At 46.0% G+C, this 22,212-nt stretch carries 19 protein-coding genes; 11 read left to right on the top strand and 8 right to left on the bottom strand.

Annotated elements, in window-relative coordinates:
- Window positions 1–253: 253 nt before the first annotated feature.
- Both ACJJI1_RS16975 and ACJJI1_RS16980 read right to left on the bottom strand, forming a co-directional pair.
- Window positions 254–649, bottom strand: a complete 396-nt coding sequence (locus ACJJI1_RS16975) for a hypothetical protein (protein ID WP_444957368.1) — start codon at window positions 647–649, stop codon at window positions 254–256.
- 226 nt (window positions 650–875) lie between these two features.
- Window positions 876–1,457 (bottom strand): TetR/AcrR family transcriptional regulator, encoded by a 582-nt coding sequence (locus tag ACJJI1_RS16980; RefSeq protein WP_444957369.1) that lies wholly within the window; start codon window positions 1,455–1,457, stop codon window positions 876–878.
- Window positions 1,458–1,577: 120 nt separating this feature from the next.
- On the opposite strand from ACJJI1_RS16980, the gene ACJJI1_RS16985 reads away from it, so the two are divergent.
- On the top strand, window positions 1,578–2,327 hold the full coding sequence (locus ACJJI1_RS16985; RefSeq protein WP_444957370.1) for an SDR family NAD(P)-dependent oxidoreductase: 750 nt from the start codon (window positions 1,578–1,580) through the stop codon (window positions 2,325–2,327).
- Window positions 2,328–2,420: 93 nt separating this feature from the next.
- Entirely contained in the window at window positions 2,421–3,368 is a 948-nt protein-coding gene (locus tag ACJJI1_RS16990; protein WP_444957371.1) for an alpha/beta hydrolase family protein, read from the top strand.
- A gap of 898 nt (window positions 3,369–4,266) precedes the next feature.
- Here ACJJI1_RS16990 and ACJJI1_RS16995 read toward each other — a convergent pair.
- The 3 genes from ACJJI1_RS16995 to csrA form a co-directional block, all read right to left on the bottom strand.
- Window positions 4,267–4,770 carry a TlpA family protein disulfide reductase gene (locus ACJJI1_RS16995; protein ID WP_444957372.1) on the bottom strand — a complete coding sequence of 168 codons (504 nt, stop codon included), beginning with the start codon at window positions 4,768–4,770 and terminating at the stop codon, window positions 4,267–4,269.
- Complete coding sequence (locus ACJJI1_RS17000; RefSeq protein WP_444957373.1) at window positions 4,770–6,878, bottom strand: TonB-dependent receptor plug domain-containing protein; 2,109 nt, start codon at window positions 6,876–6,878, stop codon at window positions 4,770–4,772. Before ACJJI1_RS17000 ends, ACJJI1_RS16995 begins: the two co-directional genes overlap by 1 nt.
- Before the next feature lie 263 nt (window positions 6,879–7,141).
- On the bottom strand, window positions 7,142–7,330 hold the full coding sequence (gene csrA, locus ACJJI1_RS17005; protein WP_108732829.1) for a carbon storage regulator CsrA: 189 nt from the start codon (window positions 7,328–7,330) through the stop codon (window positions 7,142–7,144).
- Window positions 7,331–8,056: 726 nt separating this feature from the next.
- Here csrA and ltrA point away from each other — a divergent pair.
- Window positions 8,057–9,355, top strand: coding sequence for a group II intron reverse transcriptase/maturase (gene ltrA / locus ACJJI1_RS17010; protein WP_282931929.1), 1,299 nt, complete (start codon window positions 8,057–8,059; stop codon window positions 9,353–9,355).
- A 535-nt stretch (window positions 9,356–9,890) separates the two neighbouring features.
- Here the strand turns inward: ltrA and ACJJI1_RS17015 are convergent.
- Entirely contained in the window at window positions 9,891–10,487 is a 597-nt protein-coding gene (locus ACJJI1_RS17015; protein ID WP_282933246.1) for a DUF4291 domain-containing protein, read from the bottom strand.
- Between the two features lie 146 nt (window positions 10,488–10,633).
- Window positions 10,634–12,865 carry a M12 family metallopeptidase gene (locus tag ACJJI1_RS17020; RefSeq protein WP_444957374.1) on the bottom strand — a complete coding sequence of 744 codons (2,232 nt, stop codon included), beginning with the start codon at window positions 12,863–12,865 and terminating at the stop codon, window positions 10,634–10,636.
- Between the two features lie 548 nt (window positions 12,866–13,413).
- Between ACJJI1_RS17020 and ACJJI1_RS17025 the strand changes: the two genes are divergently transcribed.
- From ACJJI1_RS17025 to ACJJI1_RS17040, 4 genes are all read left to right on the top strand, one after another.
- Window positions 13,414–14,007: a TetR/AcrR family transcriptional regulator gene (locus tag ACJJI1_RS17025; protein ID WP_282933244.1), complete on the top strand. Its 594-nt coding sequence runs from the start codon at window positions 13,414–13,416 to the stop codon at window positions 14,005–14,007.
- 134 nt (window positions 14,008–14,141) lie between these two features.
- Window positions 14,142–15,212, top strand: a complete 1,071-nt coding sequence (locus ACJJI1_RS17030; RefSeq protein ID WP_444957375.1) for a methyltransferase — start codon at window positions 14,142–14,144, stop codon at window positions 15,210–15,212.
- A gap of 303 nt (window positions 15,213–15,515) precedes the next feature.
- The gene (locus ACJJI1_RS17035; RefSeq protein ID WP_444957376.1) at window positions 15,516–16,337 is read left to right on the top strand and encodes a transporter substrate-binding domain-containing protein; all 822 of its coding nucleotides are present in this window, start codon (window positions 15,516–15,518) and stop codon (window positions 16,335–16,337) included.
- A gap of 50 nt (window positions 16,338–16,387) precedes the next feature.
- The gene (locus ACJJI1_RS17040) at window positions 16,388–17,374 is read left to right on the top strand and encodes an SMP-30/gluconolactonase/LRE family protein (protein WP_444957377.1); all 987 of its coding nucleotides are present in this window, start codon (window positions 16,388–16,390) and stop codon (window positions 17,372–17,374) included.
- A gap of 6 nt (window positions 17,375–17,380) precedes the next feature.
- Here ACJJI1_RS17040 and ACJJI1_RS17045 read toward each other — a convergent pair whose 3' ends face one another.
- Complete coding sequence (locus ACJJI1_RS17045; protein ID WP_444957378.1) at window positions 17,381–18,763, bottom strand: amidase family protein; 1,383 nt, start codon at window positions 18,761–18,763, stop codon at window positions 17,381–17,383.
- A 180-nt stretch (window positions 18,764–18,943) separates the two neighbouring features.
- Between ACJJI1_RS17045 and ACJJI1_RS17050 the strand changes: the two genes are divergently transcribed.
- The 4 genes from ACJJI1_RS17050 to ACJJI1_RS17065 all read left to right on the top strand — a co-directional run bounded on the left by ACJJI1_RS17050 (window position 18,944) and on the right by ACJJI1_RS17065 (window position 21,946).
- On the top strand, window positions 18,944–19,525 hold the full coding sequence (locus ACJJI1_RS17050; protein ID WP_444957379.1) for an HAD family hydrolase: 582 nt from the start codon (window positions 18,944–18,946) through the stop codon (window positions 19,523–19,525).
- Between the two features lie 914 nt (window positions 19,526–20,439).
- Window positions 20,440–20,748, top strand: coding sequence for a transposase (locus ACJJI1_RS17055; RefSeq protein WP_444957118.1), 309 nt, complete (start codon window positions 20,440–20,442; stop codon window positions 20,746–20,748).
- Between the two features lie 8 nt (window positions 20,749–20,756).
- Window positions 20,757–21,602, top strand: coding sequence for an IS3 family transposase (locus tag ACJJI1_RS17060; protein ID WP_444957380.1), 846 nt, complete (start codon window positions 20,757–20,759; stop codon window positions 21,600–21,602).
- A 47-nt stretch (window positions 21,603–21,649) separates the two neighbouring features.
- Window positions 21,650–21,946, top strand: a complete 297-nt coding sequence (locus ACJJI1_RS17065) for a hypothetical protein (RefSeq protein WP_444957381.1) — start codon at window positions 21,650–21,652, stop codon at window positions 21,944–21,946.
- Window positions 21,947–22,212 lie beyond the last annotated feature (266 nt).

Consider the following 22,212-nt stretch of genomic DNA (forward strand, 5'->3'; position numbering starts at 1 on the left):
AATGTTAATTTATTTGGGTGGAGCTGATAGGGGTTAGACGAGAATAGGGGGAGTGACAATGACAAACCAATAATTGAGAAGCTTCGGCCTTCAAATATGTAGCGGGCAAAAATTGAACTGTAATTATTTTTTCAATCTATTTGCTTGTTGTATCAGATAAATCGGTCAATAAGTTAATGCTGTAGGCATCAATAGATTCAGGTGCTGGAGCTGATTTGTATATCCTTGTACTTATTTTTATAGATATTAGGTCTCAGGTGGAGCTTATCAGCTTTAAGCGATTATCAATTAGCTTGTATACCTTTAAGTTGTTATTGAATGCTCCGAGAAACCATGAGCCACAGGCAATCCAATATTCAGCATTATGTTCTTTTAGAATAAAAATGTCTTGGACATCCGATGTCCTCCAGAACAGCTTTCCTTTTAGGAGATAGTAGTTTTTGAGCTCTACAATTTCTATATTTTTGCTTCTTGCCCAAGATCTTATCTCTCTCCTAAAATATCTGGATTTTGGCGGAAGTACCACATACGGAAGTCCTCCAAGTATTAAGAATAAAAGTAAAGGTAGATTCCCTTCCAATTCAGGACTGTACGTATGGGCTAGCCTGTCCAGGCCAGCTGCTACTATTAGAATTAGAATCAATCTCATTTAACAATTCTAGTGGTTTCAAGCCCTATGGAGAGAGCGGGAGAAAGTAAAATATTCTCTGTAGGCACATTTTTGTATCTTCCTTTAATTGCCAGATCTAAAAAGCACCTAAATAAAAACTATTCATCTGCATCATCGAATGAATGCTCTCACCATTTTGGTTTGGTTGCTTCAGTCATTTTCTGACTGTCATTCACCCTTAAAGCCGTTTTGATAAAAGAGTTTTTCACTCTTTAAATCGCAGTCCATCGGCTAAAAGTGCAACCATACGTCCTACTTGCCCAGATGAGTCTTCAGATGAGGACACCCCCAATCTCGCAATTCCTCCAAGTAGGTCATCTGCAGTTATATCTGAACGAACATCTCCCGATTCTATTGCTGCACCTAATACCATAGCGAGGGCAGGCCTTAAGTGCTGGTCAAAATAGCTTGGAAGGGTTTCAAAGGCTGGGTCGCCTGAGTGCAATACTTCGGATAGTCCTCGCTTAGTGGCAAAAAAGGTCGCAAATGTTTGCATACAGCTGGCCAGGGCTTCAAAGGGGGAGAGATGTTTAGCTTGTTCTATCACTTCCTCAGAGCAGCTATCGATCTCCCTGCGGAAAACTGCCGCGATCAGGTCTGCCCGCTTCGGGTAGTGCCGATAAAGGGTGCCTACACCGACACCGGCCTTTCCCGCAATCTCCCGCACTGGGGCATCCACGCCTGTGGTGGCGAATACTTCCTTGGCTGCCTGGAGCAGGGCGTCATGGTTGCGCTTGCCGTCTGCTCGCTTGCGTTGGCTCGAATTAGTGTCATCAGATTTTGGCATATCTACCCCTTGCTAAGTGGAACATTGTTCCGTATATTTAATCGGAACGTTGTTCCGATTTTGCCATAGCCATGTGCTGGAGCCAATGGCCCATGAGCTGTATCTATGTGGAGACTGACGATGCACGGTAGACCAATTGCATTGATAACTGGTGCCAATAGGGGGATAGGATTACAAGTCGCGAGGGACCTGAGTGCTAGAGGCGTTTCTGTCTTAGTTGGGGCTCGTGATTTGAAGCTGGGGCAAAAAGCCGCTGATTCCATAGGCGAAAGCGCTTGGCCTATTCAGCTAGATGTTACTGATGAGAGCAGTATCCAAGCTGCAGCTAACACTATAAGAAAAGACTTTGGCCGTCTCGATATATTGGTTAATAACGCAGCGATTAGCCATGCAGGGGAGGCTGGAGTAACTCTGGCGGAAATCGGCAAAAAGACTCAGGTTAGCGCTGTAACTTTGGCTGAATTACGTGAGATATTTGAAACTAATGTTTTCGGGGTTGTAGCGGTTACACAGGCAATGCTACCTCTTCTAAAACTCTCTCCTTCTGCCAAAGTGGTTAATGTTTCTAGCGGTGCTGGCTCGTTGATGAGCCATTCAAATCCTAACAATCCGGCACGAAAAATGTTTGGTGCCTACTCCATGTCAAAAACTGCACTAAATGCTGTGACTATGGCTTTCTCAATTGATCTTGAAAAATCAAACATAAAGGTAAATGCCGTATGCCCTGGGTTTACTTGCACTGGCTTAAATAATTACGAGGGTGAGCAAACTGTAGCAGAGGGTGCGAGGGAAATTGTGCGTGTCGCACTTCTGGGTCGAGAAGGAGATTCTGGTACTTTTACTAGCTTCAATGGTTCGATGCCATGGTAATTCGGTGCTGATTGCAAATACCAGTGGCCACTTTACTGACTTCTATTAACCTCATCGATCAAGTGGAAAATTAAAAATGAAGGAGAACCATTTATGACAATATCAGATCACACATCAGTAAAAAAACAAGGCCCTTTTGTTATACATCATGCTGTATTACTGCCTGACTCGGTCAGGGGGCAAGAGCTAAAGGTTCGTGTAATCGCACCGGCGAATGGTGAAAACTTACCAATCGTTATCTTCGCCCATGGATACAAATCACCACCTTATGGATACGCTCCAATAACTGAATTTCTCGCCTCTTTGGGTTTTGTAGTTCTGCAACCAGTTTTCCTGGATTCTGAGGTGCCAGATGATGACCCTAGAGTGCCTGAAATCTGGCAGTATCGAGTATCTGACATGAAGAGAGTTCTGGATGAGCTGGACAGTATCGAGAAAGCTGTTTCCATGTTGCGCGGCCGTCTAGATAAAGAAAAGGTAGTTGCTATTGGGCATTCCTATGGAGCACAAACTGTAGGTATGTTACTAGGGGCTCGGGTATTAAATGAAGACAATATCCCTGGCCCCAATTTATCAGATAAGCGGGTGAGAGCGGGTGTTTTACTTTGTGCAACTGGAACGGGCGGAGAGAACCTATCCCCTTTTGCGGCCAAGTTCTTCCCATTTATGAATCCAAGTTTTACGGAAATGACTGCTCCATGCTTAGTTGTTGCAGCGGATCAGGATAATTCCCCACTGAGTACCCGTGGGCCAGACTGGTTTACTGATGCTTTTACTTTGGGAACTGGTGCAGAGTACTTGCTGACCCTTGTGGGGGCCAAGCATTTACTGGGTGGAATTAATGGGTATGGCGTTATAAGTGAAGAAGAAAACAACCCTGCCCATGTATCAATTGTGCAGGCCGTAATTTCTGCGTACTTAAGTAAGCAGTTCTATGAGAAAAACTCCGATTGGGACGTGTTACTAAGCACGCTAAAAAACCAAGATCCATCTATTGGTTTTGTTGAAGAAAAGTCAGCCAACACTTTTATGGCTTTATAGTCTGGAAACCTGTTAATTCTTTTCATTCAATTAATCAGTTTTTCTGGGCAGAAAGCGAAGCCTCCACTTCGCCTTTAATCACGTTAACCTTCGGTGAATAATCTGGTAGTGTGATGAGTATACTTATCCAGACTTTAATTGCATTGTAGTGAATGCTATATCGAGTCTCTATATCGATAGAATATCTGATTCACACCCAGGAAAAGATATAACGATTGTAAGGCGTATTATTTAGAAAGCCAGGACAATAAATGGCAGGAATATTGACTGTGTGTAATTTATACAATTTTACGGGGTTTGATTCTTTATTCTATTCTGTGTCAATATTTCTGATATGTATCGTTGTGGCTTTGTTGGGTGCTCTACATTGCTAATACAGTTTGGAATTTTAAGGAAAGGGTTATGTTGTGAACAATGCTATTTATTGTAGCTCTATATTACCCAGGACTTAATCTATGAGAGTTGCGATACTGGTTGTGTTGTTGCTAGTAAGTGTTGCTTATCTAAGCAGGCCGGAGAAAGCGAGCGAGTTACTTGCTGAGTACTGTGAAGATTCTCATCCAGATAAATCATTAGCCTATTGCAGACAGCAAATAACAACGCCTCAAATTAGATGTGATGTACTGAAGGGCACTTTAGAAAAAGATGGTACTTGTGTTAGGTGGGGACCGCCAAAAGGGAGTCGGCGCGGGCTTGATAATGATATCAACCTGTAAACCTTCGCTGACTTAGTGAGCCTAAAATAATCCTTAGATCTTCTTGCCACAGCTCTAAATTAGGGGGAATAGCTAAGTGAGCTGATATCTACAGTATCACTGCCTATATCTTCAATCTATAAGTACTTAAGATCTAGCAGGGTTCCTATCTCAGCAAAAATTGCAGTATTCAGTTCTCTAATTTATGAGGCTGTCCCGAGAGCACTTTCACATTTGAAGTCAAAGCTCCTCTCCAAAATCGGTTGTAGTTTCTTATCCGGAATATACCCCCTTAGCCAGCTGAGAGGCTCTCCGCTGGAGGCTATAAGGAAACTAAATGGAGTTCCGGGAGTTTTGCCCAGTACTTTTTGAAGCTGTGTGCTTGCTTGAAGCATGGGGAATTCCGGGCGTAGCTTTCGATATTCAGTCAGTAGGGCTTTTCGGGAGCCATTGATACCCAGAGCGATGGGCTGAAACTGTTGGGAGCACTCGCTAGCAAGCCGGTTGAGTGTTCGAACCTGGCGAAAGCACCAGGGGCAGTTCGGTTCAACCAGTACTATCAAGCTGGGTTTCCCTTTGAATTGCTGCAGGTTGATACGCTCGGGGCCGGCGAGGCTGCGCAGTTCAAAATCGTAAAGGGAAATGGCAGCTTCTGTCGCGCCATCAGGCGCGAACAGAAGTGTGATTAGTGCGAGCCAGGTTCGCATTACAGGCTCCAGTCGAAGCCCAGGTAATACTCACGCCCTCGTAGCGGGCCGTAGATATAGGCTACGTCGTAGGCACCACTGGCATCCCAGAATAGAGGGCTCTCACCTTCCTCAACCTGGGTGTAATCTGTCAGGTTGTTTCCGCCCAGATACAGGCTCAGGTTTTCAGTGACGTCAAAGGTTAATTTAAGATCTACTGTCCAATAGGCGTCTGCGCTTGTGCTTTTTAACGTGGAGTCGCCCAACTGGTTGAAACCTTCGTAGCCAAATTCATCCAGGTCCCGGGAGCCTACCCAAGTAGCGCTGGCATATAGCATCCAGTAGTCGGCTTTGTAATCCATATTAAATAGTGCACGCTGCTCTACTGGAGCAATGGCAAAAGATTCCCGGAAAACATCGTCGTAATCATAGGTCTCCAGTGTGCCACCGATAGACAAATTTTCGGTGAGCGCATAGCCGAGAGTGATATCGGCAGCACCTACGGAGGCGCTTTCCTGCATCTGGGTAAGCAGTGGTACTCCATCCTCGGTTTCGCTTAGTGCTGCGAGGTTATCTACCTCGGTAAATGCCAGTGACAGGGTGCTGTTGAGGCGTTCTCCCTCGAAGCTTAATGCATAAGTTGCGGATAGAGATTTTTCAAGGTTTTCGATCTCGATGGCAAAGCCATCACCGGCATCAAGAATGCCGTGATCTGTTTCGAAAAAGGATAGGGGGGCTCGGTATCCTCGTCCCAGCGCTACCCGGGAGGTCCACTGGTCGTCGTGCAGATAGCGGAGGTCTATCCGAGGGGCGACCACCGTTTCATCGATCTCTGTACCGGGTTTTTGCTCGGCGACAAAGTCGGCTTTGGCATTGTCTACGCGTATGGCCAGTGCCACTTCGAGGTCCGGTGAAACGGTCCAGGTGTCCTGTATGTAGAGGCCGGTAGTTTGGTAGTCGAAACTATCTTCGATGTAATTATCGCTTTCCTCTCCTGAGACAGAGTCGGAGCGCATGGATTCATCGCGAAGATCGACACCAAATGTGAGCATGTGCTGATCGTTAAGGATCAAATTGTTGCGCAGGTCGAAGTAGTTGAGTGTGTCTGTAGCGGTGTAATCGAACCCTTCGTAGAAGGAGTCCTGCTTGTGCTCAGACCAGGCGACAGTAAACAGCGTGTTATAGGATTCGCTGAATTCGTGGAGCCAACTTGAGGAAATTTCACTGCGAGTGGTGGAGATCCATTCGGTGGTTTCCCAGGGTTTGCCAATGTATTGCTGCCGCACATCGTCGTCGACAAACAAGTGGTCAGATTCCACACCATCGTAGCCTTGCAGGACGGAACCAATGCTGTATCCCTGGGGGCCGCCAAAAATACTGGAGTCGGTATAGGCTGTGCGCAGTACCACGTTGTCCCGCTCACCCAGGTCATGGGAGAGGCGAACTACATAACTGGCGTTCTCTTGCAGCGGAGCCTCGCTAACTCCGTTGTCATCATTGTCCATCTGGTGGTGTTTATCGTCCTGAATGACCAGTGATGTACGGGTGCGTTCATCATCGCTTACATAGCCGCCCATCATGCCTAGAAAATAGCTGTCGTTGTCCTCCATAGAGGCATTGATGTTGAGGCCGGTTTCCTCGACTTCTTTGGAGATGACATTGATGGTCCCTCCGATCGCCTCGGGTGCGAGCAGCGATGCTCCCGCACCTCGGGCCACTTCGATACGAGAGACACCCGTTGTGGCCAGTGCATCCACTGCGTAATAGCCAGCCATCATGGTGTGAAGAGGAACGCCGTCGGTGAGGATGGTAGAGTGCTCACCGCGCATACCGTTCAGCATTATTCGTTTGACCCCGCACATGGAGCACTCATTGGAAACCCGAACACCGGGGGACTTTTCAATGGCGTCAGTGAGGTTAACCGCCTGCAGGGATTTGATCAGACTTTCATCAACAACCTCAGTTTTCTGGATTGCATCCAGCAAGGCTCCGCGCTCATAAAGGCGCTGGCGTACACCGACTACTACGGTTTCCTCCATTACGGTGGGCTGATCTGAAGGAGTTTCATTGGCGAGGGAGGCGGGTACTGCGGCTGCGAGTGCGGTAGCTAGCAGGGTTTTGCGAAACATGAGAGGACTTCCAGCAAGTAAACTGCCGGACATGATAATGATTCGCATTTGCGTGGCAAGTGAGCAAAGGTGGTAGTTTTCGTGGCTTTGGATTTAGCGGGCCAGGATGTAAGGGCGCTAACTTAGGGGGGGCACTCAAGGAGCCTATGGATTTCTTTTGGGTTGGCTTAGTGAGTTGCTCTTTGTGAAAGAGTTGGAAAGCCTTGGCCGATAGAGCGAGGTTGAGGCCCGATGTGGGCCCTCATTTAAGGGGAAGTTGATTCTCAGCGTTTTCTGTTACTGAGTTTCTGCTCCCTTTGAATACGTCTATAAATTTCTTCGCGGTGAACTGCTAGGGATTTGGGGGCATGGATCCCGATCTTTACCTGGTTGCCCTTAACCTCCAGTACTTTGAGTGAGATGTCTGTTCCAATTCTTAGGTTTTCACCAGTCCGACGCTTCAAGATCAACATATTTTTTCCTACTGAATTTCAAGCTATTTTTTTGGCTCCGAAACCGGAAGGCTTAGAAAGTCGTGATTGCAGGAAGGGCAGGGGGAGCGCGAGAACGGTAAGCATGAAAGAAGAAAAGGCGGGCGCTACGCTCCCAGAGCTTGGGCAATCGCTCCAAGCTACTGGATCTTCTCGACTTTATTGAAGACGAGCGGGTTTCTGGCGTACTATGCATATAGCCAGTGCGTCCTGAGTATTTTTTTATTTTTTATTTTTATAAATAAAAAAAATACGTGCTATCCAGGAGATGGAGGTCGGCCCTCCGTTATCGCTTTGCAGGAAGTGATAACAAACCCCCTCAAGGTGATCGGAGTAAAGAGCTTTGGTTAGAAGCGCTTGAGGAAAAGGCGTACGAGATACGTCAGGTATGTTGTGTAGAGACGAATGCAAATGAACCACTGATGAGGTGTCGAAAGCGTATTACCAAGATGATGTCAAAACCCGTGCACTGGCTAAGTGCGGGGATAAGCTTGGAGGTTACCTGTTTACCGACCGAGTGGCATCCGGCATAGAGGTGGCGTGAACACACAACAGGCTTTTGGGTGGAACAGGAGAACCTGTCGTCCAGGTGTTAAGGAAGAGCGTCAAGTAGAGGCCCTGCAAGACGTTGAGTACCAAGACTGGTCACAGGGGCGGAACAGCCCGTAGTAGTGGAGAAGCGGCTGTAATGGACGTGGAGCGAAGGGGTTGTCGTATTCGGCGACTAACCGTGTAATCAACCCAGATGGGGAGGAATTAACGATTAGCGCAAAGCCATTCAATATTCCCAAGCGAGCGGTTTGGGAAGCGTGGAAGCAGATCAAGGCCAATGGCGGCGGAGCGGGGATTGATGAGATAACGATAGAGCAATATGAATCGAATCTCGCCAAAAACCTGTACAAGCTATGGAATCGGATGTCATCTGGCAGCTATTTTCCATCAGCCGTCAAACGAGTGGATATTCCGAAACTCGATGGCAGCCTGCGACCACTGGGTATCCCCACAATCGAAGATCGCATTGCGCAAATGGTGGCTAAGCAACTGCTGGAGCCAGAATTGGAGAAGGTATTTCACCCTGACTCCTACGGCTATCGGCCAGGCAAATCTGCTATAGACGCAGTGCGCCGAGCTCGACAACGATGCTGGGATAGAATCTGGGTAGTTGATTTAGATATCAAGGGTTTCTTTGACAATATTAATCACGAACTCCTGCTGAAGGCATTAGATAAACATAATAATCATCAGTGGGTCAGACTCTATGTACAGCGCTGGTTAACGGCTCCAGTACAACATCGGGACGGACAGCTTGAAGAGCGAACACAAGGTACTCCACAAGGGGGTGTAATCAGCCCTCTACTGGCAAACTTGTTTTTGCACTACGCGCTGGACGCCTGGATGGTGAGAACGCACAGAGATATTCCTTTTGAGCGTTACGCGGATGATGCTGTTTACCATTGTCGTAATCCTCGAGAGGCGGATCGCTTACTGGCGGCTCTAAAAGCACGCTTGACTACCTGCGGGCTTGAGGCTCATCCAGAGAAAACGCGCAAGGTCTATTGCAAGAACAGTAATCGTAAAGACTCCCACCCAGTGATCCACTTTGACTTTCTGGGCTTTCGATTTGGTCCCAGAAAAGCAAGGAATCGCCAAGGACAGATCTTCACCGCATTTAGTCCTTCAATGAGCCCTAAGGCCTTCAAGAGGATTAAGGATAAGGTCAGGCAATGGCGAGTAATAAACTGGGTGGATCGATCACTATCTGAAATGGCAAAAGTACTTAATCCCGCAATACAGGGTTGGCTGAACTACTATGGTCACTTTGGGCGGAGATATGGTGTTTATCGACTTCAGAAGTATCTTGACCAAACACTGATGCGTTGGGCCAGGAAGAAGTTTAAGCATCTGAAGCGAAGCTGTTTCAAGAGTTGGGCCTTTATTGGAAAAGTTCGTCAACAAATGCGCGGCTTGTTTGCACACTGGAGAATGGGAAGATTGAAAATGTGCTGAATACGAAGAGCCGTATGAATTGAGAGGTTCACGTACGGTTCTGTGAGAGGTCGAAGGGGAAGTTCCTTTGGTCTACTCGACCTTTGATACTGTGATTATCAACTTGGTTAGCTGGCCCCTGGTGTTGGCGCACCTTGGGTCAGCGCCTTTTACTTACTTTTACGTCACGCTACTGTTCTCCTTTGAGAAATGAGTCTTGGATTTACTTGAATCAACAATCCTTAAAAAACTGCTGGGTAAGACTCTAATTCCGATAAATATTCATCAATTGTACGCAGCTTTGACACTAAAACAAACTTAATAAAATCCAATAAGATCATTTTAGTGCCTATATTTTTGTGTTTTTTTGAAAAGTCTACTGTGGGTTGTTGTATTTCTGGGGAGAAGGATAACGCTGCTTGTCATTCTCTATATTGGTTTTTAAAAGTAATACCATCAGTTCAATTGAGCCCCATTTGCTGACCAAAATTTTCATCGGACTTTGCGGTTTTTGGATGTGTCACAGGGGCTTAACGCTGGTATTGGCCGTGCAGATTTACATTTCCAATCTTTCTTTTAATGAAACACTTAAGGGGTACTCAACCTCTGAGGGAAGAAGATTCTCCGCTTGCTCAAACTCTCCCGCTTTGACTAGTTGGTGAATTCTGTGGGCGCTTTCAGTTACATCAGTAATTTTCTGAATCCATTCGTTAACGTAAAGCATTACAGCTTTATTCGACAGCCCAATCTGAATAGCTCTGTGAGGAAGGGGTTCCAGATCTAAATTCCGTTCAGGGTCCCATTGAATACGGACAGGTGTAGTTCTCTTAGCCTCCAACCATGCTTCTTTCGTAGGGTATTGATTGGTTTGGTGGCTAAGCAGGCTATTCTGTAAGGCCCATTCAAATCCTTCTCTAGTGATATCTATCGCCAGAATGCGGTTTTGTCCGTTGTCTTTTTCTCCCCAACCCGAACGGTACATCATCCATAGGAAAGAGGGTTTAATCCAAGTCATACGTTCCATTTTGAATGGTGGGGATACAAAGGTTCCGTTTTGTAGGGCGGAATTTGCAATGGCTGTATTGTATGCTTGGTAGACGCGAATGGTGTGATTATTAAAGCTAGCGCGGATCTGGCGCGTTGGGATAGTCATTTCTTAACCTCTAAATACATACTGTAATGTTACAAGTGGTTAAGTTATTAGTAAAATTCTATGCAAATTTACTCCTCAAGAGGAGTAGTAGAGTCCGTTGATTTAGCGAAGCTCTACTACCAAATTATTAGTTAATTATTCATGCTTCAATAATCAGCACTAATCCAAACATTTTCAAAGTCGGTATAACCATAGATGGTAATATACCAAGTGCCCGATTGAGGAGTGTTCAAATCAATGGATTCATAGTTGCCCCAGTTTTCAGAAGCGTAGTCGGCATTTGACTCAGTGGCGGGTTCACCGTGCTTGATGTAGAGATCTGCATCACCAACGGAGTTGAATAGAGCAGCCCCCGTAGCTACAGAAAGCTGGGTCGCTCCTTCAGGAACTTCAATCTTAAATTCTAATTGATCTCCTGCATGGCCATTCAGGTCAGAGATAACCTCGCCGGGGATTAAAAATTCATCAGTAGATGATTCAGTAAAAGAGCCGACCAGGGATACTTGATCGAAGTCTGAGTAGCCGTGGAGCATGACATGCCAGATCCCGGGAGTTGGGTTTGCTATAGCAACGGACTCCTCATTGCCACCTAAATAGGGCCGATAATCATAGATTGATTCAGTAGGTCTGCTAGCAAAACGAATATAGAGATCCGCATCGCCACTACCACCGGATATCTCAAATGAAAGGTCGCTGGCATTTTCCGGTACTGTGATGGTGTAGAACAACGACTCTCCTGCACTGGCATTAAGACCGCTGACAGGTTTCTGATTAACCAGAATATTGTCGGACTGATCAGCCAGGGTTACCGTTGCCGTTAAATTTACACCCTCGAAGGAGCGTTCGATAGGAGACAGTAATATGTACCAGCGGCCGGTTTCTGGCGAAGTGACCTCAATACCTTCAATATTACCGCTATTTTCAGAACTGAAGTCAAAATCGGCTGTGGTAGGCTGGCGATTATAGGCCACGTACATATTCATTTCATCGCCCAGTTCATCGCCTGAATTGTCAGTAATAATTGTCAGGGTTTGAGCATTTTCGGGCACGTCGATATGGAATACTTTTTCGCCTTTGCTACTTAAATTCTCTCGTGTTTTTGATGGGATAAGAGTTAGCTCTGCCTCCTCATCACAAACTAATGAATTACCGCCTTTAGCGGGGCTGAAGCTAATGCTCCCTTCATTAAGATAAGAATCAATTAACTCAAGTGCCTCGCAAGAGTAGACATCGAGGAGATTGCCCGTAACATCAATAGCGGTTAAGAAATGTCGATCCATTACCCATTCGAATTGCGCAGTATCCAAGTAGTTGCCGGCAATATTTAACGTTTCTAGACGTTTAGGTAATTCGGGTAACTCGGTGAGGTTTTCATTAACAGCGGTTAAGTGCTTTAAGTATCGGAATACGTGAATACCTTGCAGTGACTGGATTTCCCCGTTGCCTGGAGTGCGAATTTCTTCAATGTTTGCTGCTTCCAGGCTGTCGATCTCACCATCATTGTTTGTGTCGAAATAGGAGGACAAATATGACTTGAATGCAGGGTCAGGAATATTAATATTGACCACGCCATAGTGGGATGCTGCTGCAACCTGGTCACCGCCGCCCAAGTCGATACGCTGGGCCATTATACGGCTGAAGTGCTCATAACCCGTTTTAGGGACAATAGTCTCTTGCCCATTAACCGAAAATGCACGTGATGGATAGTGCATTACAGACAGGAAGTCATAGTTACTGTAGTTGTGGGTTTGCCGTATATCAAAATTGTGGACATACTCGGGTTTAATATTGCCCTCAATAATTTCGACATATTCATCACGATCAGATCGCTGATGTTCATGCCTCATACCAATAACATGGCCCAATTCATGGACAATAATGTACTTGGTATCCCAGTTGTTCATGCTGAAGAATTGCCCGCCGCCAGTCTTTCCAACCATGGAACGGTTTTCAGTTCCGTTTCTTACGTGAACGTAGTCAGATTGATCAGTGCGTCTTAAAAATTGTAAGTCTGCAATTTCTTCCCAGACTTTGGTGGCGTCGATAAAACGCTGTTGATTTTCTTCAGTGACACTATCGTAAAAGTCGTAATATATGATTCCATCAGGCCACTTATTCGCTGATATTTCAACAGCGGACATAATGCTAACTTGACCGGAATCCTCTTGAACTGGCTCCAGCATATCTCCGGTCAGCTGGTATAGTTTGCCATCAATAATGACTTGGCTCGATTTGGGTTGCTCCTCCAGTTGAGCAAACTCATTGCTGGTATAACTCGGTATCGCTTTATTAGCTGTCTGGCTGTATGCCACTGCCGACTGCAAGGTTAGAGTCAAGGTCGCTGAAATTCCCAGTGCTGTACTGGTAAATAGTTTCATTTTCATGTTCCTGCTTTGAAAATGTTTTTAATGTTTTGCCAAACTTTTATCCATAAATAGTCGAGTAGGAGGCATGTCTGATTAGCTCTGGCAACAAGTTAAATCAGGATGAATATGCCGCCGCGCGGGAGAATACCGATGTTTGGATTTGAGGTCGATAGGTGGTTTTAAGTTGATTCAGAATGCGAGATTTGATTCGTGGCATTTCTCGAAGGACGGGCTTACGAAAGAGATAAAATGTAGAGGATGACTATCAATTTTCGAGTGTATATCTTGGTGTTATTAGCAATACTTGTATTCTGAATATTAGAGATCACCCAGGTGCTTTGTTAGCTGGGTAATTAGTGCCAGATTCAAATCCACTTGCTCTAAACTACGAATATCTTCGAGACAATTTCATATGAATGAGTGGGGTCGTATCCAGTTTGGGGATATGGGGCCACGTCAACCAGTCGTACAAACCCCTCAAATTGAACAACAAATAGCCTGGAAGGCAGTAGAGTGCCCTGTTAGCCTCTCTTGCAAGCTAGATAGGAAGGAGCGGGCCTATGCAGGAGTCGGATGTTGCCAATCGGCTAATCGATGCGGCGCGAGAGTGCTTTTTGAACGATGAGTACCAAAGGGTCACAACTCGCCAGATTGCTGCTAAGGCTGGAGTGGCGGTATCGATGATTCGATATTACTTCGGTAGCAAGGATGGCCTCTATGAAGATATGATCCGCCAAACCCTTCTGCCATTGATCGAGGCCGTAGAGCAACTCAGCCTTGATGGCGATTGGGATTTTGGAGATTTCTTTGCCCTTTACTACTCCACCATGCAAGAGAATCCCAAGTTTCCGGCTCTGATCCTGAAAGTCATGGCACTTAATCAAGGGCCGGGGAAAAATGTGATCCGTCAGCTCCTGGAGCGGGGGCGTCAAAGGGGATCTCGTCGGTTAGCTGAAATTAAGGGTGAAGAAGCCGAACCTGAAGACCCCAAGTATGATTTGCTCAGGATTTCATTTGTCAGTTTGGCTATGTTGCCGATGTTGGCCAAACCCGTCCTGGAAGAGCAAATGGGGCACGTTATGGACCCCGATTTCTTAAAACAGCTTGCAGAGTTTAATGGCCGACTTCTGAAGTCAGGTTTGCAAAGCTTATAGCGATAAGGCCTCAGCAAGTTGAGGCCGATCTCTTATATCTATTTTTAATCAGATGTTATTTCTGAGGAGTTCTTATGCCCCAGTCAATGCAAAGAAATAGGGCCGTAAATTGGGTCTTTCAACGCGCTTCTAATATGATTAATAGTATTTGTAATATTCCTAATGCTCTGATGCCGCCTCCATTTCGAGTAATGCAAATTGGATCGCTATTTTGGCAATCTAGATGTCTGTATACGGCTGTCCGATTAAATATCGCTGATCATATTAACGGTGAAGTTGTTCCAGTAGAAAAACTGGCAAATGATTGTAATGCAGATAAAGAGCATCTATATCGATTGATGAGGATGTTGTGTGCAATGGGAATTTTTAAGGAGGTAAAAGCCAGGCACTTTTCGCACAATCGAAACTCTGAAGTGTTGCGCAGTGATGCCAGTAACAGCGTAAGAAGCATGGTGCTTATGCATAACTCCCCAGAATTCAGTAAGCCCTGGTTTAATGGGTTTGAAGACCATATTAAAGATGGGAGTGTGCCTTTTGAAGGTGTTTATGATCAGGAAATGTTTGATTATATGAATGATCATCAATCTGTTAGCACGCTGTTTTCGGACGCTATGGATACCGTTGATAATCTTACCGGGCTACAGTATTTACAAGATTTTGATTGGAGCAGGTTTGATAGGGTTATTGACTTGGGTGGGGCAAAAGGTAGCAAAAGTGCGAGTGTCCTCTCTTCATATAAAAACATCACGGCGATGGTGGTCGACAGGAATAATGTTGAGGGAGCGGCAAGAGAGTACTGGAAAAACTCACTGAGTGATTCAATTGAAGAGCGATTGGACTTCTTCGCAGCAGATATTATTAACGATAGACTGCCGGTAGCTAATAGTGATAAGGATATCTACTTGTGTGCGGCCGTTTTTCACTTGCTGAATGACAGCAAGGCAAAGCGACTTCTCAATAATATTTACTCTGCCATGCAAGGGCAAAATGCTACGCTTGCCATTGTTGACGCAGTATTACCTGAGAAGGGCGCAGACCTTAATTTGGCTGCCATGGACATGCAGATGTTGATGGGAACTCGTGGGCGGGAGCGAACTTTGAGCGAATGGAACCAACTGTTTGGTGATAGTCCTTTCTACTTGGTGGAGACAGTCTCCGTACGTACCTTTGCAAAACTGATGGTGTTGAAAAAGAGAAAGGGTTAGGTGCTAAGCAGTAAGTGGGTGTCAACAAGCGCAATGTTATCAATTGTGAAAATGAAAAAACATTGCGCTTATTGTATTGGTGGCACGAATAGTCCGCTTATCAATTATAGATACGCCAGCAAACCAATATCCGTAGTAGCTTAAAGTGCAGTATCACCTGTATTGGTTTTATATACGCCTATATTTACCTATAGCCTCTTTCTGCTAGTCGACTAAGGTTTCGGCCTTTGGTGTCTCAGTGGATATTACAGAATTACTTAGGGGGCTCTGAGCCAATATATTTGAAATTACTGGATCTTAGCTATGTATCTAGTGTCCCGCCTAATAGGCAGCTTGCTAGTTTTATCGGTTATTTATGTGGGGTATGTTTGGGCTGATCTTGAGGATCGAGAGCTAGTTGCTGGGGTTACTTATGATATTCCAGGGTTGGCGTATAGAGAACCCTCTTCTGGCGCTATAGAAGGCTTTGAGCCTGACCTGGTTAGGGCAATTGGGGAGAAGTTATTTGGCGGCCCTGGCTATATAAGGCTAACCCGTGTGCTGGATGAGGATCGTATAAAAGCACTTGAAGACGGAAGAGTGGATATGGTGGTATCCCAGTTTACCATCACTCCAGAGCGCGAAGAAAAAGTGGACTTTTCGATTCCTTATTACGTTACGGGGGAAGGTTTACTAGTCCATAAAGATAGCGATATTGAGAGCTTTATCGATCTGGAAGGTAAGATAATTGCTGTCACTAAGGGCTCACTTTCCCTGAAAAGAATGCGTGCTGTCCTGCCGTCATTGGAGGGGGCCAGATTGGTTGTAGCGCCTACAAGCTCAGCGACCTTAGAGGCTGTTCAAAGCGGAAATGCTGATGCTGCCTCCAATGACATTATTAACCTGGTACTTTTGCGTAAGGCATCAGCCTATCCGACTTTATATCGTCTGGTGAATATTAGTGGAGACTTCCCGCCAAAGCCCTTTGGTATCGGTGTTAAGAAAGGGAATAAGGAACTGCTCGAACGACTAAATGCTGCTCTAGAAAGCCTAAAGGAGAGTGGGGAGATCAATAGAATGCTGGATAAGGCCGTTTCCAGTGTGGGGTCAGAGAATGACCCTGATGATACCTTCAGCGGCTCATAGTAGAGTAGTCGCAGAACTATCCGTACAGATAAAGTCTAATTAGGGGCGATATGACTACTAAATCCCCCGGTGTCTTCTCTTCTTTGCTTTTCAGCTCAGTCCTTTTCTTGGCTATTACTTACAACAATTATCTACTGGGGAATTCCCCGATGCAGGCCACCCATTCGATCTTGGTGGAAACGGATGCACATGAGGGGCTTGTTTATGTACCCTCCCAGAAACGTCTCTACTTCACCAGTGTTCCAGATTTAGAGATTGAGAATCCACAGATAGCGATCCGTTACTACGACTTTATTACTGGCGAAGTTGTAACCTGGAAACACCGAAGCAATATGGCAAACAGCATGTGGCTTAGCAATGACGGTGAACATTTACTGGTTGCAGAGCAGGGGAAAGGAGCAACCCCGGGCGCTATCAGCCGCATAAGCCTTTCAGGCGGTCAACGAGACGTGCTTGTAGATGCCTATAAAGGTAAGCCATTTAATTCACCCAATAAAGTTGTACAGTCACCCTCTGGCTGGATCTACTTCACCGATCCAGATTACGGCTACAACCAAGGCTTCAAGCCTGAGCCAATGTTAACGCCGGCTGTCTACGCTTTTGATCCTTCAACAAAAAAGTTAATTCGCTTGTCGGCGGAGTACATGATGCCTCATGGGTTGGCTATCTCTCCAATAGGCAACCAAATTTATATTGGTGATACTGCAGCTATCGATGGAAAGAATCCTTACAATCCCAAAAAAACAAAAGACATTTATGTAAGCGCTTTGCCATCCCCGGAAAAATTGGAAGAGAAGCAATGGGTGTTATCGGTACCAGTAGGGATTCCTGATGGTTTTATTGTTACTGGCCCAAAAGATGATCTGTGGGTGGCGGCAGGTGACGGACTGCGACACTATCGAGAGAACGGCTCCCTGGTTAATCTCTACCCTGTTCCCGGCGGTGTGTATAGCGTAGCAACTGACGGTAAAGCAATTTACTCATCAAGTAATACCGCTATATGGAAGACAATTCCCCGAGGGGAAGAGGGGGGATAGTTCCTCTTACTTTTGGAGTGTTATTACCTGTTCGATCTGTCTAGCTACGGCAAGTAGTGCCAAATCCGCTCCAGGTAACCCATCTATCTCCAAGCCCACCGGTAATCCATTGGCGCCAGGCCCGATGGGGATGCTGATGCTTGGGGCACCGGTAACTGGTGCGGAGACATTGTTGTATATCAGTGTGTCCAGGGTGGGGAGTGTCTGTCCATTTAGCTCCAGTTGATATGAGGATGTTTCCAGGGGTTGCGCTTCGATAGGTGCAGTTGGAAATACGATCGCGTCCAGTTGATGCTGCTGGATGATCTTCGAATAGCTGTCGCGCTCAGCTGGCAATTTCTTTAAGGCCGCTTGATAGGCTGAGTCTGGCGGTGCCTTAGGGCCGAGCACTGATTCCTGATAGACCCCTTTCACATCCTCACTTTTGATCATTGCTACCAAGCCCTCTAGTTGAGTTTGTGGTTGATAATTCGCCAGAAAATGCCCCATGGCTGTCCGCATCTGATGAAACCCGACGGGAAATCCGATTTCGAGGGCGGCGCTGACTATTGGCGAAAGGTCTACTTCTACCAGGTCTACTCCAGCATCAATAAGGGTACTGATTAGAGCCCTGAAAGACTGGTTTACTCCAGGTGAGAGGTTGTCAAATAGAGGGTGGGCAAGCCCCAAGCGCAACTGATTGATCGGCTTGCATTGGGGTACGGAGACCCCTGTCATCACTTCAAACAGATAGATGGTATCTTCGACACTAACAGCCATAGGGCCGATTGTGTCAAATGCTGGCACAGAGGGTACGACTCCTTGGCTGCTAAGGCTGCCAGTTGAAGGGCGAAAGCCAACAATACCAGTTAACGCCGCCGGTAATCTGACGGAGCCGGCGGTATCGGTGCCGAGGCCAACGGGCACAATCCCCGCGGCTACAGCAACAGCGGTGCCCCCCGATGAACCGCCGGGGAAGCAAGCGATGTCCCACGGATTCCTTACGGCACCAAATGCAGCGTTATTGGAGGTTACGCCAAAGGCGAGTTCATGTAGATTAGTCTTCCCAACCACTATGGCCCCACATCCCTCTAGTCGCTCAACCACTGGGGCAGAGGACTTCGGCAGAAAGTTCATGCCAAGGGTCCCAGCAGTGGTATGCATACCCTTTACATTGATATTGTCTTTAACAACGATGGGGATACCGGCAAGGGGCCTACGGTGGCTACCGGAGGCCAATTCCCTGTCAATGCATTTGGCTTTTTGAAGGGCGCCATGCCGATCGAGGCAGATAAAAGCATTGAGTTCGGAATGAGCAACTGCATTGTCACAAGCTTCTTCAATCAGTGATACTGCGCTAATCTTTCTTGCGAGCACCATCTCCACAAGCTCATGAAGGGAAGTCGTCATAGTTTGCTTACTAGCTTCTGATTGTACTTGGGATCTTAGATCATAGAGAGGAAGAAAGTGGGACGATAAGAATGATATTGGCTAATTTGATAGCACTAGCCTTGGTCTCTCCGAGGTGTATCTGATGGTGAAGAGTGAGCAGCGCGTTTCTGGCCGTTGAAAATATGAGGGTTATGGATTTTGAAAGTTGATGTATTACTGTTTGATCTCGGCGGCGTACTAATAGAGCTAAAAGGTCGTCCATTACCAACCGGTAAAGCGCCTGTGACTGATGTCATTATCTCCGGTCCGGTAAGGCAGTTTGAGAGAGGAGAAATCACCACGGAAGAATTTGCAAACGCTTTAAAATCTCAATTGGAAATAGAGGAATCGATAGAGGCTATTATCGATCATTTCACAAACTGGCCCGCTGGATTCTATCCTGGAGCAATTGAATTACTCAGTTCTCTAGAGAAAAACTACAAAGTGGCCGCATTGACAAATACCAATGAACTTCACTGGCCACGCATCACTCATGAATTTAACGCACATAACTATTTGGGCAGAATATTCGCTTCCCACCTTATAGGTATGGCAAAGCCCGATGAAGCATTTTTCAAGCACGCGCTTGAGCAGCTGGAAGTCGAAGCCAGTAGTGTTATCTACATGGATGATATCCCTAGAAATGTAGAGGTGGCGAATAGAGTGGGTATGAATGCATTTCATACAAAGGGTTTTGATTCGGTATTGGAAGTGATAGAGCGTATTAATATTCAAAAATAGGGTTTTGGCAGTAAGATAGGTTGGAGGTCTAACAGACTATTGTGTAGAGGTAGTTTCTTGGCCTTTAAAATCTACTTAAGCCATCCAGACATGCCTACCCTCAAGTTGCTCCCTTTTTCTAAATATTAATTTTCAGGAGCTTGCTCACAGTTCACGGCTTAGTTAATTCGAATGTTGGTTGGACTATAATTTACGCCATTTAGTAAGTGCTAGCTTAGTGAAATGTGATCATAATGAGTGTTATTTCTGGGTTCGGTTGAGAAATTGTAAAAAACACTTATAAATTATGGGGTTACGCGAGTAGGGTGAAAATGAGATAGTAGTCATAGTGATCGTTTTTGTAGTTTGTTTGATCGTGCCATTTTAGTGTAACTAACTGATTTTTAATGGAAAACTGTAGTGGTGGCGGCAGATTGATTATGAGATAGTAGTCAATATAATAGTGGTCAGAATGATTACTATATAAATGTTATTGTGGCGGTCGGCTTTATTGATTTTCGTAGTAACTAAAGATTTAGTGCTACCAAATAGCACCCGGTATTGAGAATTTTACTGACTGCTATTCGAGCAGTTGCGCTCCTAGAGTGTTTGCTCAGGTGCTGTAAAAACGGGCAGTCCGCTGCAATTTCGCGGAGTGCCAGTAAGATAGGAATTAGTTGGGGGAAGTGCGGTATTCTTCCCTCGTAAATATTGGGCAGTGGCCAGCCAAACTATGGCTGGCAAAGTACTAGTAGTCAGTCCCGAGCGCGCCAACCATAACCAGGCTAGGCAAGCTCGCCCAACCCCTTCGGGGCTGGGCTGGACAGCCTACGCACTGCTTCGGCTGCCCTTGCTAGCGGCGTTAGGTGTAAGACTTACCCACGTTTAGTAGACACCCTGTATAGTTAGGTTTAGGCCTAACACGGAGGTGTATCATGGGTAAGAAAAGAACTCAGGCGTATACGGAGGAGTTCCGCAGAGAAGCAGTTAAGAGAGCGGAAAAGCCTGGAGCAACAACGGCTTCTGTGGCGCGAGAGCTAGGCGTCAGCGCACAGCAGATCTACAACTGGCGTCGTCAATTTAATCGACTGTCTGATAAGCGGTTCAATAGTTTAGACGGTGTCGACTATTCCAAACAGGAAAGCGCTGAAGTTCGCAAACTCAAGAAGGAGCTGCATGAAGCTCGTCAGGAGGTTGAGTTTCTAAAAAAGGCAGCTGCGTACTTTGCGAACCACCAAGAGTAAAGTACGCATTGATACAAGAGCATGTAGGGTCATTCCCGGTTAGCTTGATGTGTCGGTGTTTAGAAGTCTCAAGATCGGGTTATTATCGATGGCGGGGGCGATTGCCATCTGCTCGCACGATTAGAGAGATACGAACAATCGAGAAAATCCGAGAGACGTTTGCTGAGTTTAAAGGTCGTTATGGCGCGCCTAGAATTGCTTGCGAGCTTCAAGGGTTAGGTGAGCCATGCTCGCGGAACTACGTCGCTAAGCTTATGCAACAGGAACATATTAAAGCGAGAAACGGCAAAGGCTTTCGATATAGTCAGCCCGTGGAGGGGAGCATTAACGTCTCCGCCAACTTACTTAAGCGTTGCTTTGATGTGGATCGACCAAATTGCCGCTGGACCAGTGACATTACGTATATCTGGGTTCTGGATAGGTGGCTATACCTCGCGGTAGTTATGGATCTGTACTCTCGACGTATTGTAGGTTGGGCATTCGACTCGCAGATGACCGATGAATTGACACGTCGAGCATTGAAAATGGCCCTAGAGCGACGACCAATAAAGCCTGGACTGCTAGTTCACTCTGACAGGGGTGTGCAATATCGATCGCAGAAATACCAGGATCTCTTGTCCGAAAGCAAGTGCAAGCCGAGTATGAGTCGCCAGGCTAACTGTTGGGATAATGCGGCAATGGAATCATTCTTTAGCAGGCTAAAAGTCGAGCTGGTCTATGCCGGAACATTCGAAAGCGAAGAGCAAGCAAAATCTGAGGTGTTTGAATACATTGAGATTTTCTACAATAGGGTTCGTAGGCACTCTGCATTGGGCTATGTAAGTCCAGCAGAGTATGAGCGAAAATACGCATAGTTAGAGTGTCTACTTTTTGTGGGCAAGACCAGTGGCAATGAGAGCTCATGGAAACTGAAGTAATGAAAGATAAAATGGAAAAGGTGTTAACACATCTTGAAAGTTTTCTCAGCGAGTCAGAAGAATCAATGTTTGGTAGCAGGACACCTGAAGAACTGCTTGTGACCGTTTCAGCAAATCTTGCCTCTGTTAAATCCACTGGTTATCTTTCTAACCCAGAGCAAATGGTGAATATATTCTTGCCAACTGCATCATTGCAAGAAATTGCAATGGATAACGGTTGGGGCAGTCAATATATTGAGCTGGCAGACCATTTCGAGCAGGCTTTAGAATCGTGCAGTTAAAAGTACATAACAAGCGGCTGTTGTCGTGCCTTTGGCGCTGGGACGGCCACTCCGCCGCTTCGCGGCTCCATGGCTGCCCCAAAGCCGGGCGTTAAAACTCTATGAAATCAAAGATCTCATATTTTTTCGCAGGAGTGGTAACTTGCCTTTTGGCAATGATAACTTGCTGGGAGCTAACGAATCCGTTTAATTCGATGTATAACTTCGAGGATGTTGATAAGAGTATCCGATTAATGAGGTTCTTGAATGATCGAGATATCTCATAT

Source organism: Microbulbifer maximicatervae (SeqCode) (genome assembly GCF_052467065.1).

Bases quoted from the DNA above. Each gene is read 5' to 3' on its own strand.
- ACJJI1_RS16975 (WP_444957368.1), bottom strand. From the start codon at position 649: ATGAGATTGATTCTAATTCTAATAGTAGCAGCTGGCCTGGACAGGCTA.
- ACJJI1_RS16980 (WP_444957369.1), bottom strand. From the start codon at position 1,457: ATGCCAAAATCTGATGACACTAATTCGAGCCAACGCAAGCGAGCAGAC.
- ACJJI1_RS16985 (WP_444957370.1), top strand. From the start codon at position 1,578: ATGCACGGTAGACCAATTGCATTGATAACTGGTGCCAATAGGGGGATA.
- ACJJI1_RS16990 (WP_444957371.1), top strand. From the start codon at position 2,421: ATGACAATATCAGATCACACATCAGTAAAAAAACAAGGCCCTTTTGTT.
- ACJJI1_RS16995 (WP_444957372.1), bottom strand. From the start codon at position 4,770: ATGCGAACCTGGCTCGCACTAATCACACTTCTGTTCGCGCCTGATGGC.
- ACJJI1_RS17000 (WP_444957373.1), bottom strand. From the start codon at position 6,878: ATGTTTCGCAAAACCCTGCTAGCTACCGCACTCGCAGCCGCAGTACCC.
- csrA (WP_108732829.1), bottom strand. From the start codon at position 7,330: ATGTTGATCTTGAAGCGTCGGACTGGTGAAAACCTAAGAATTGGAACA.
- ACJJI1_RS17015 (WP_282933246.1), bottom strand. From the start codon at position 10,487: ATGACTATCCCAACGCGCCAGATCCGCGCTAGCTTTAATAATCACACC.
- ACJJI1_RS17020 (WP_444957374.1), bottom strand. From the start codon at position 12,865: ATGAAACTATTTACCAGTACAGCACTGGGAATTTCAGCGACCTTGACT.
- ACJJI1_RS17025 (WP_282933244.1), top strand. From the start codon at position 13,414: ATGCAGGAGTCGGATGTTGCCAATCGGCTAATCGATGCGGCGCGAGAG.
- ACJJI1_RS17030 (WP_444957375.1), top strand. From the start codon at position 14,142: ATGATTAATAGTATTTGTAATATTCCTAATGCTCTGATGCCGCCTCCA.
- ACJJI1_RS17035 (WP_444957376.1), top strand. From the start codon at position 15,516: ATGTATCTAGTGTCCCGCCTAATAGGCAGCTTGCTAGTTTTATCGGTT.
- ACJJI1_RS17040 (WP_444957377.1), top strand. From the start codon at position 16,388: ATGACTACTAAATCCCCCGGTGTCTTCTCTTCTTTGCTTTTCAGCTCA.
- ACJJI1_RS17045 (WP_444957378.1), bottom strand. From the start codon at position 18,763: ATGACGACTTCCCTTCATGAGCTTGTGGAGATGGTGCTCGCAAGAAAG.
- ACJJI1_RS17055 (WP_444957118.1), top strand. From the start codon at position 20,440: ATGGGTAAGAAAAGAACTCAGGCGTATACGGAGGAGTTCCGCAGAGAA.
- ACJJI1_RS17065 (WP_444957381.1), top strand. From the start codon at position 21,650: ATGGAAACTGAAGTAATGAAAGATAAAATGGAAAAGGTGTTAACACAT.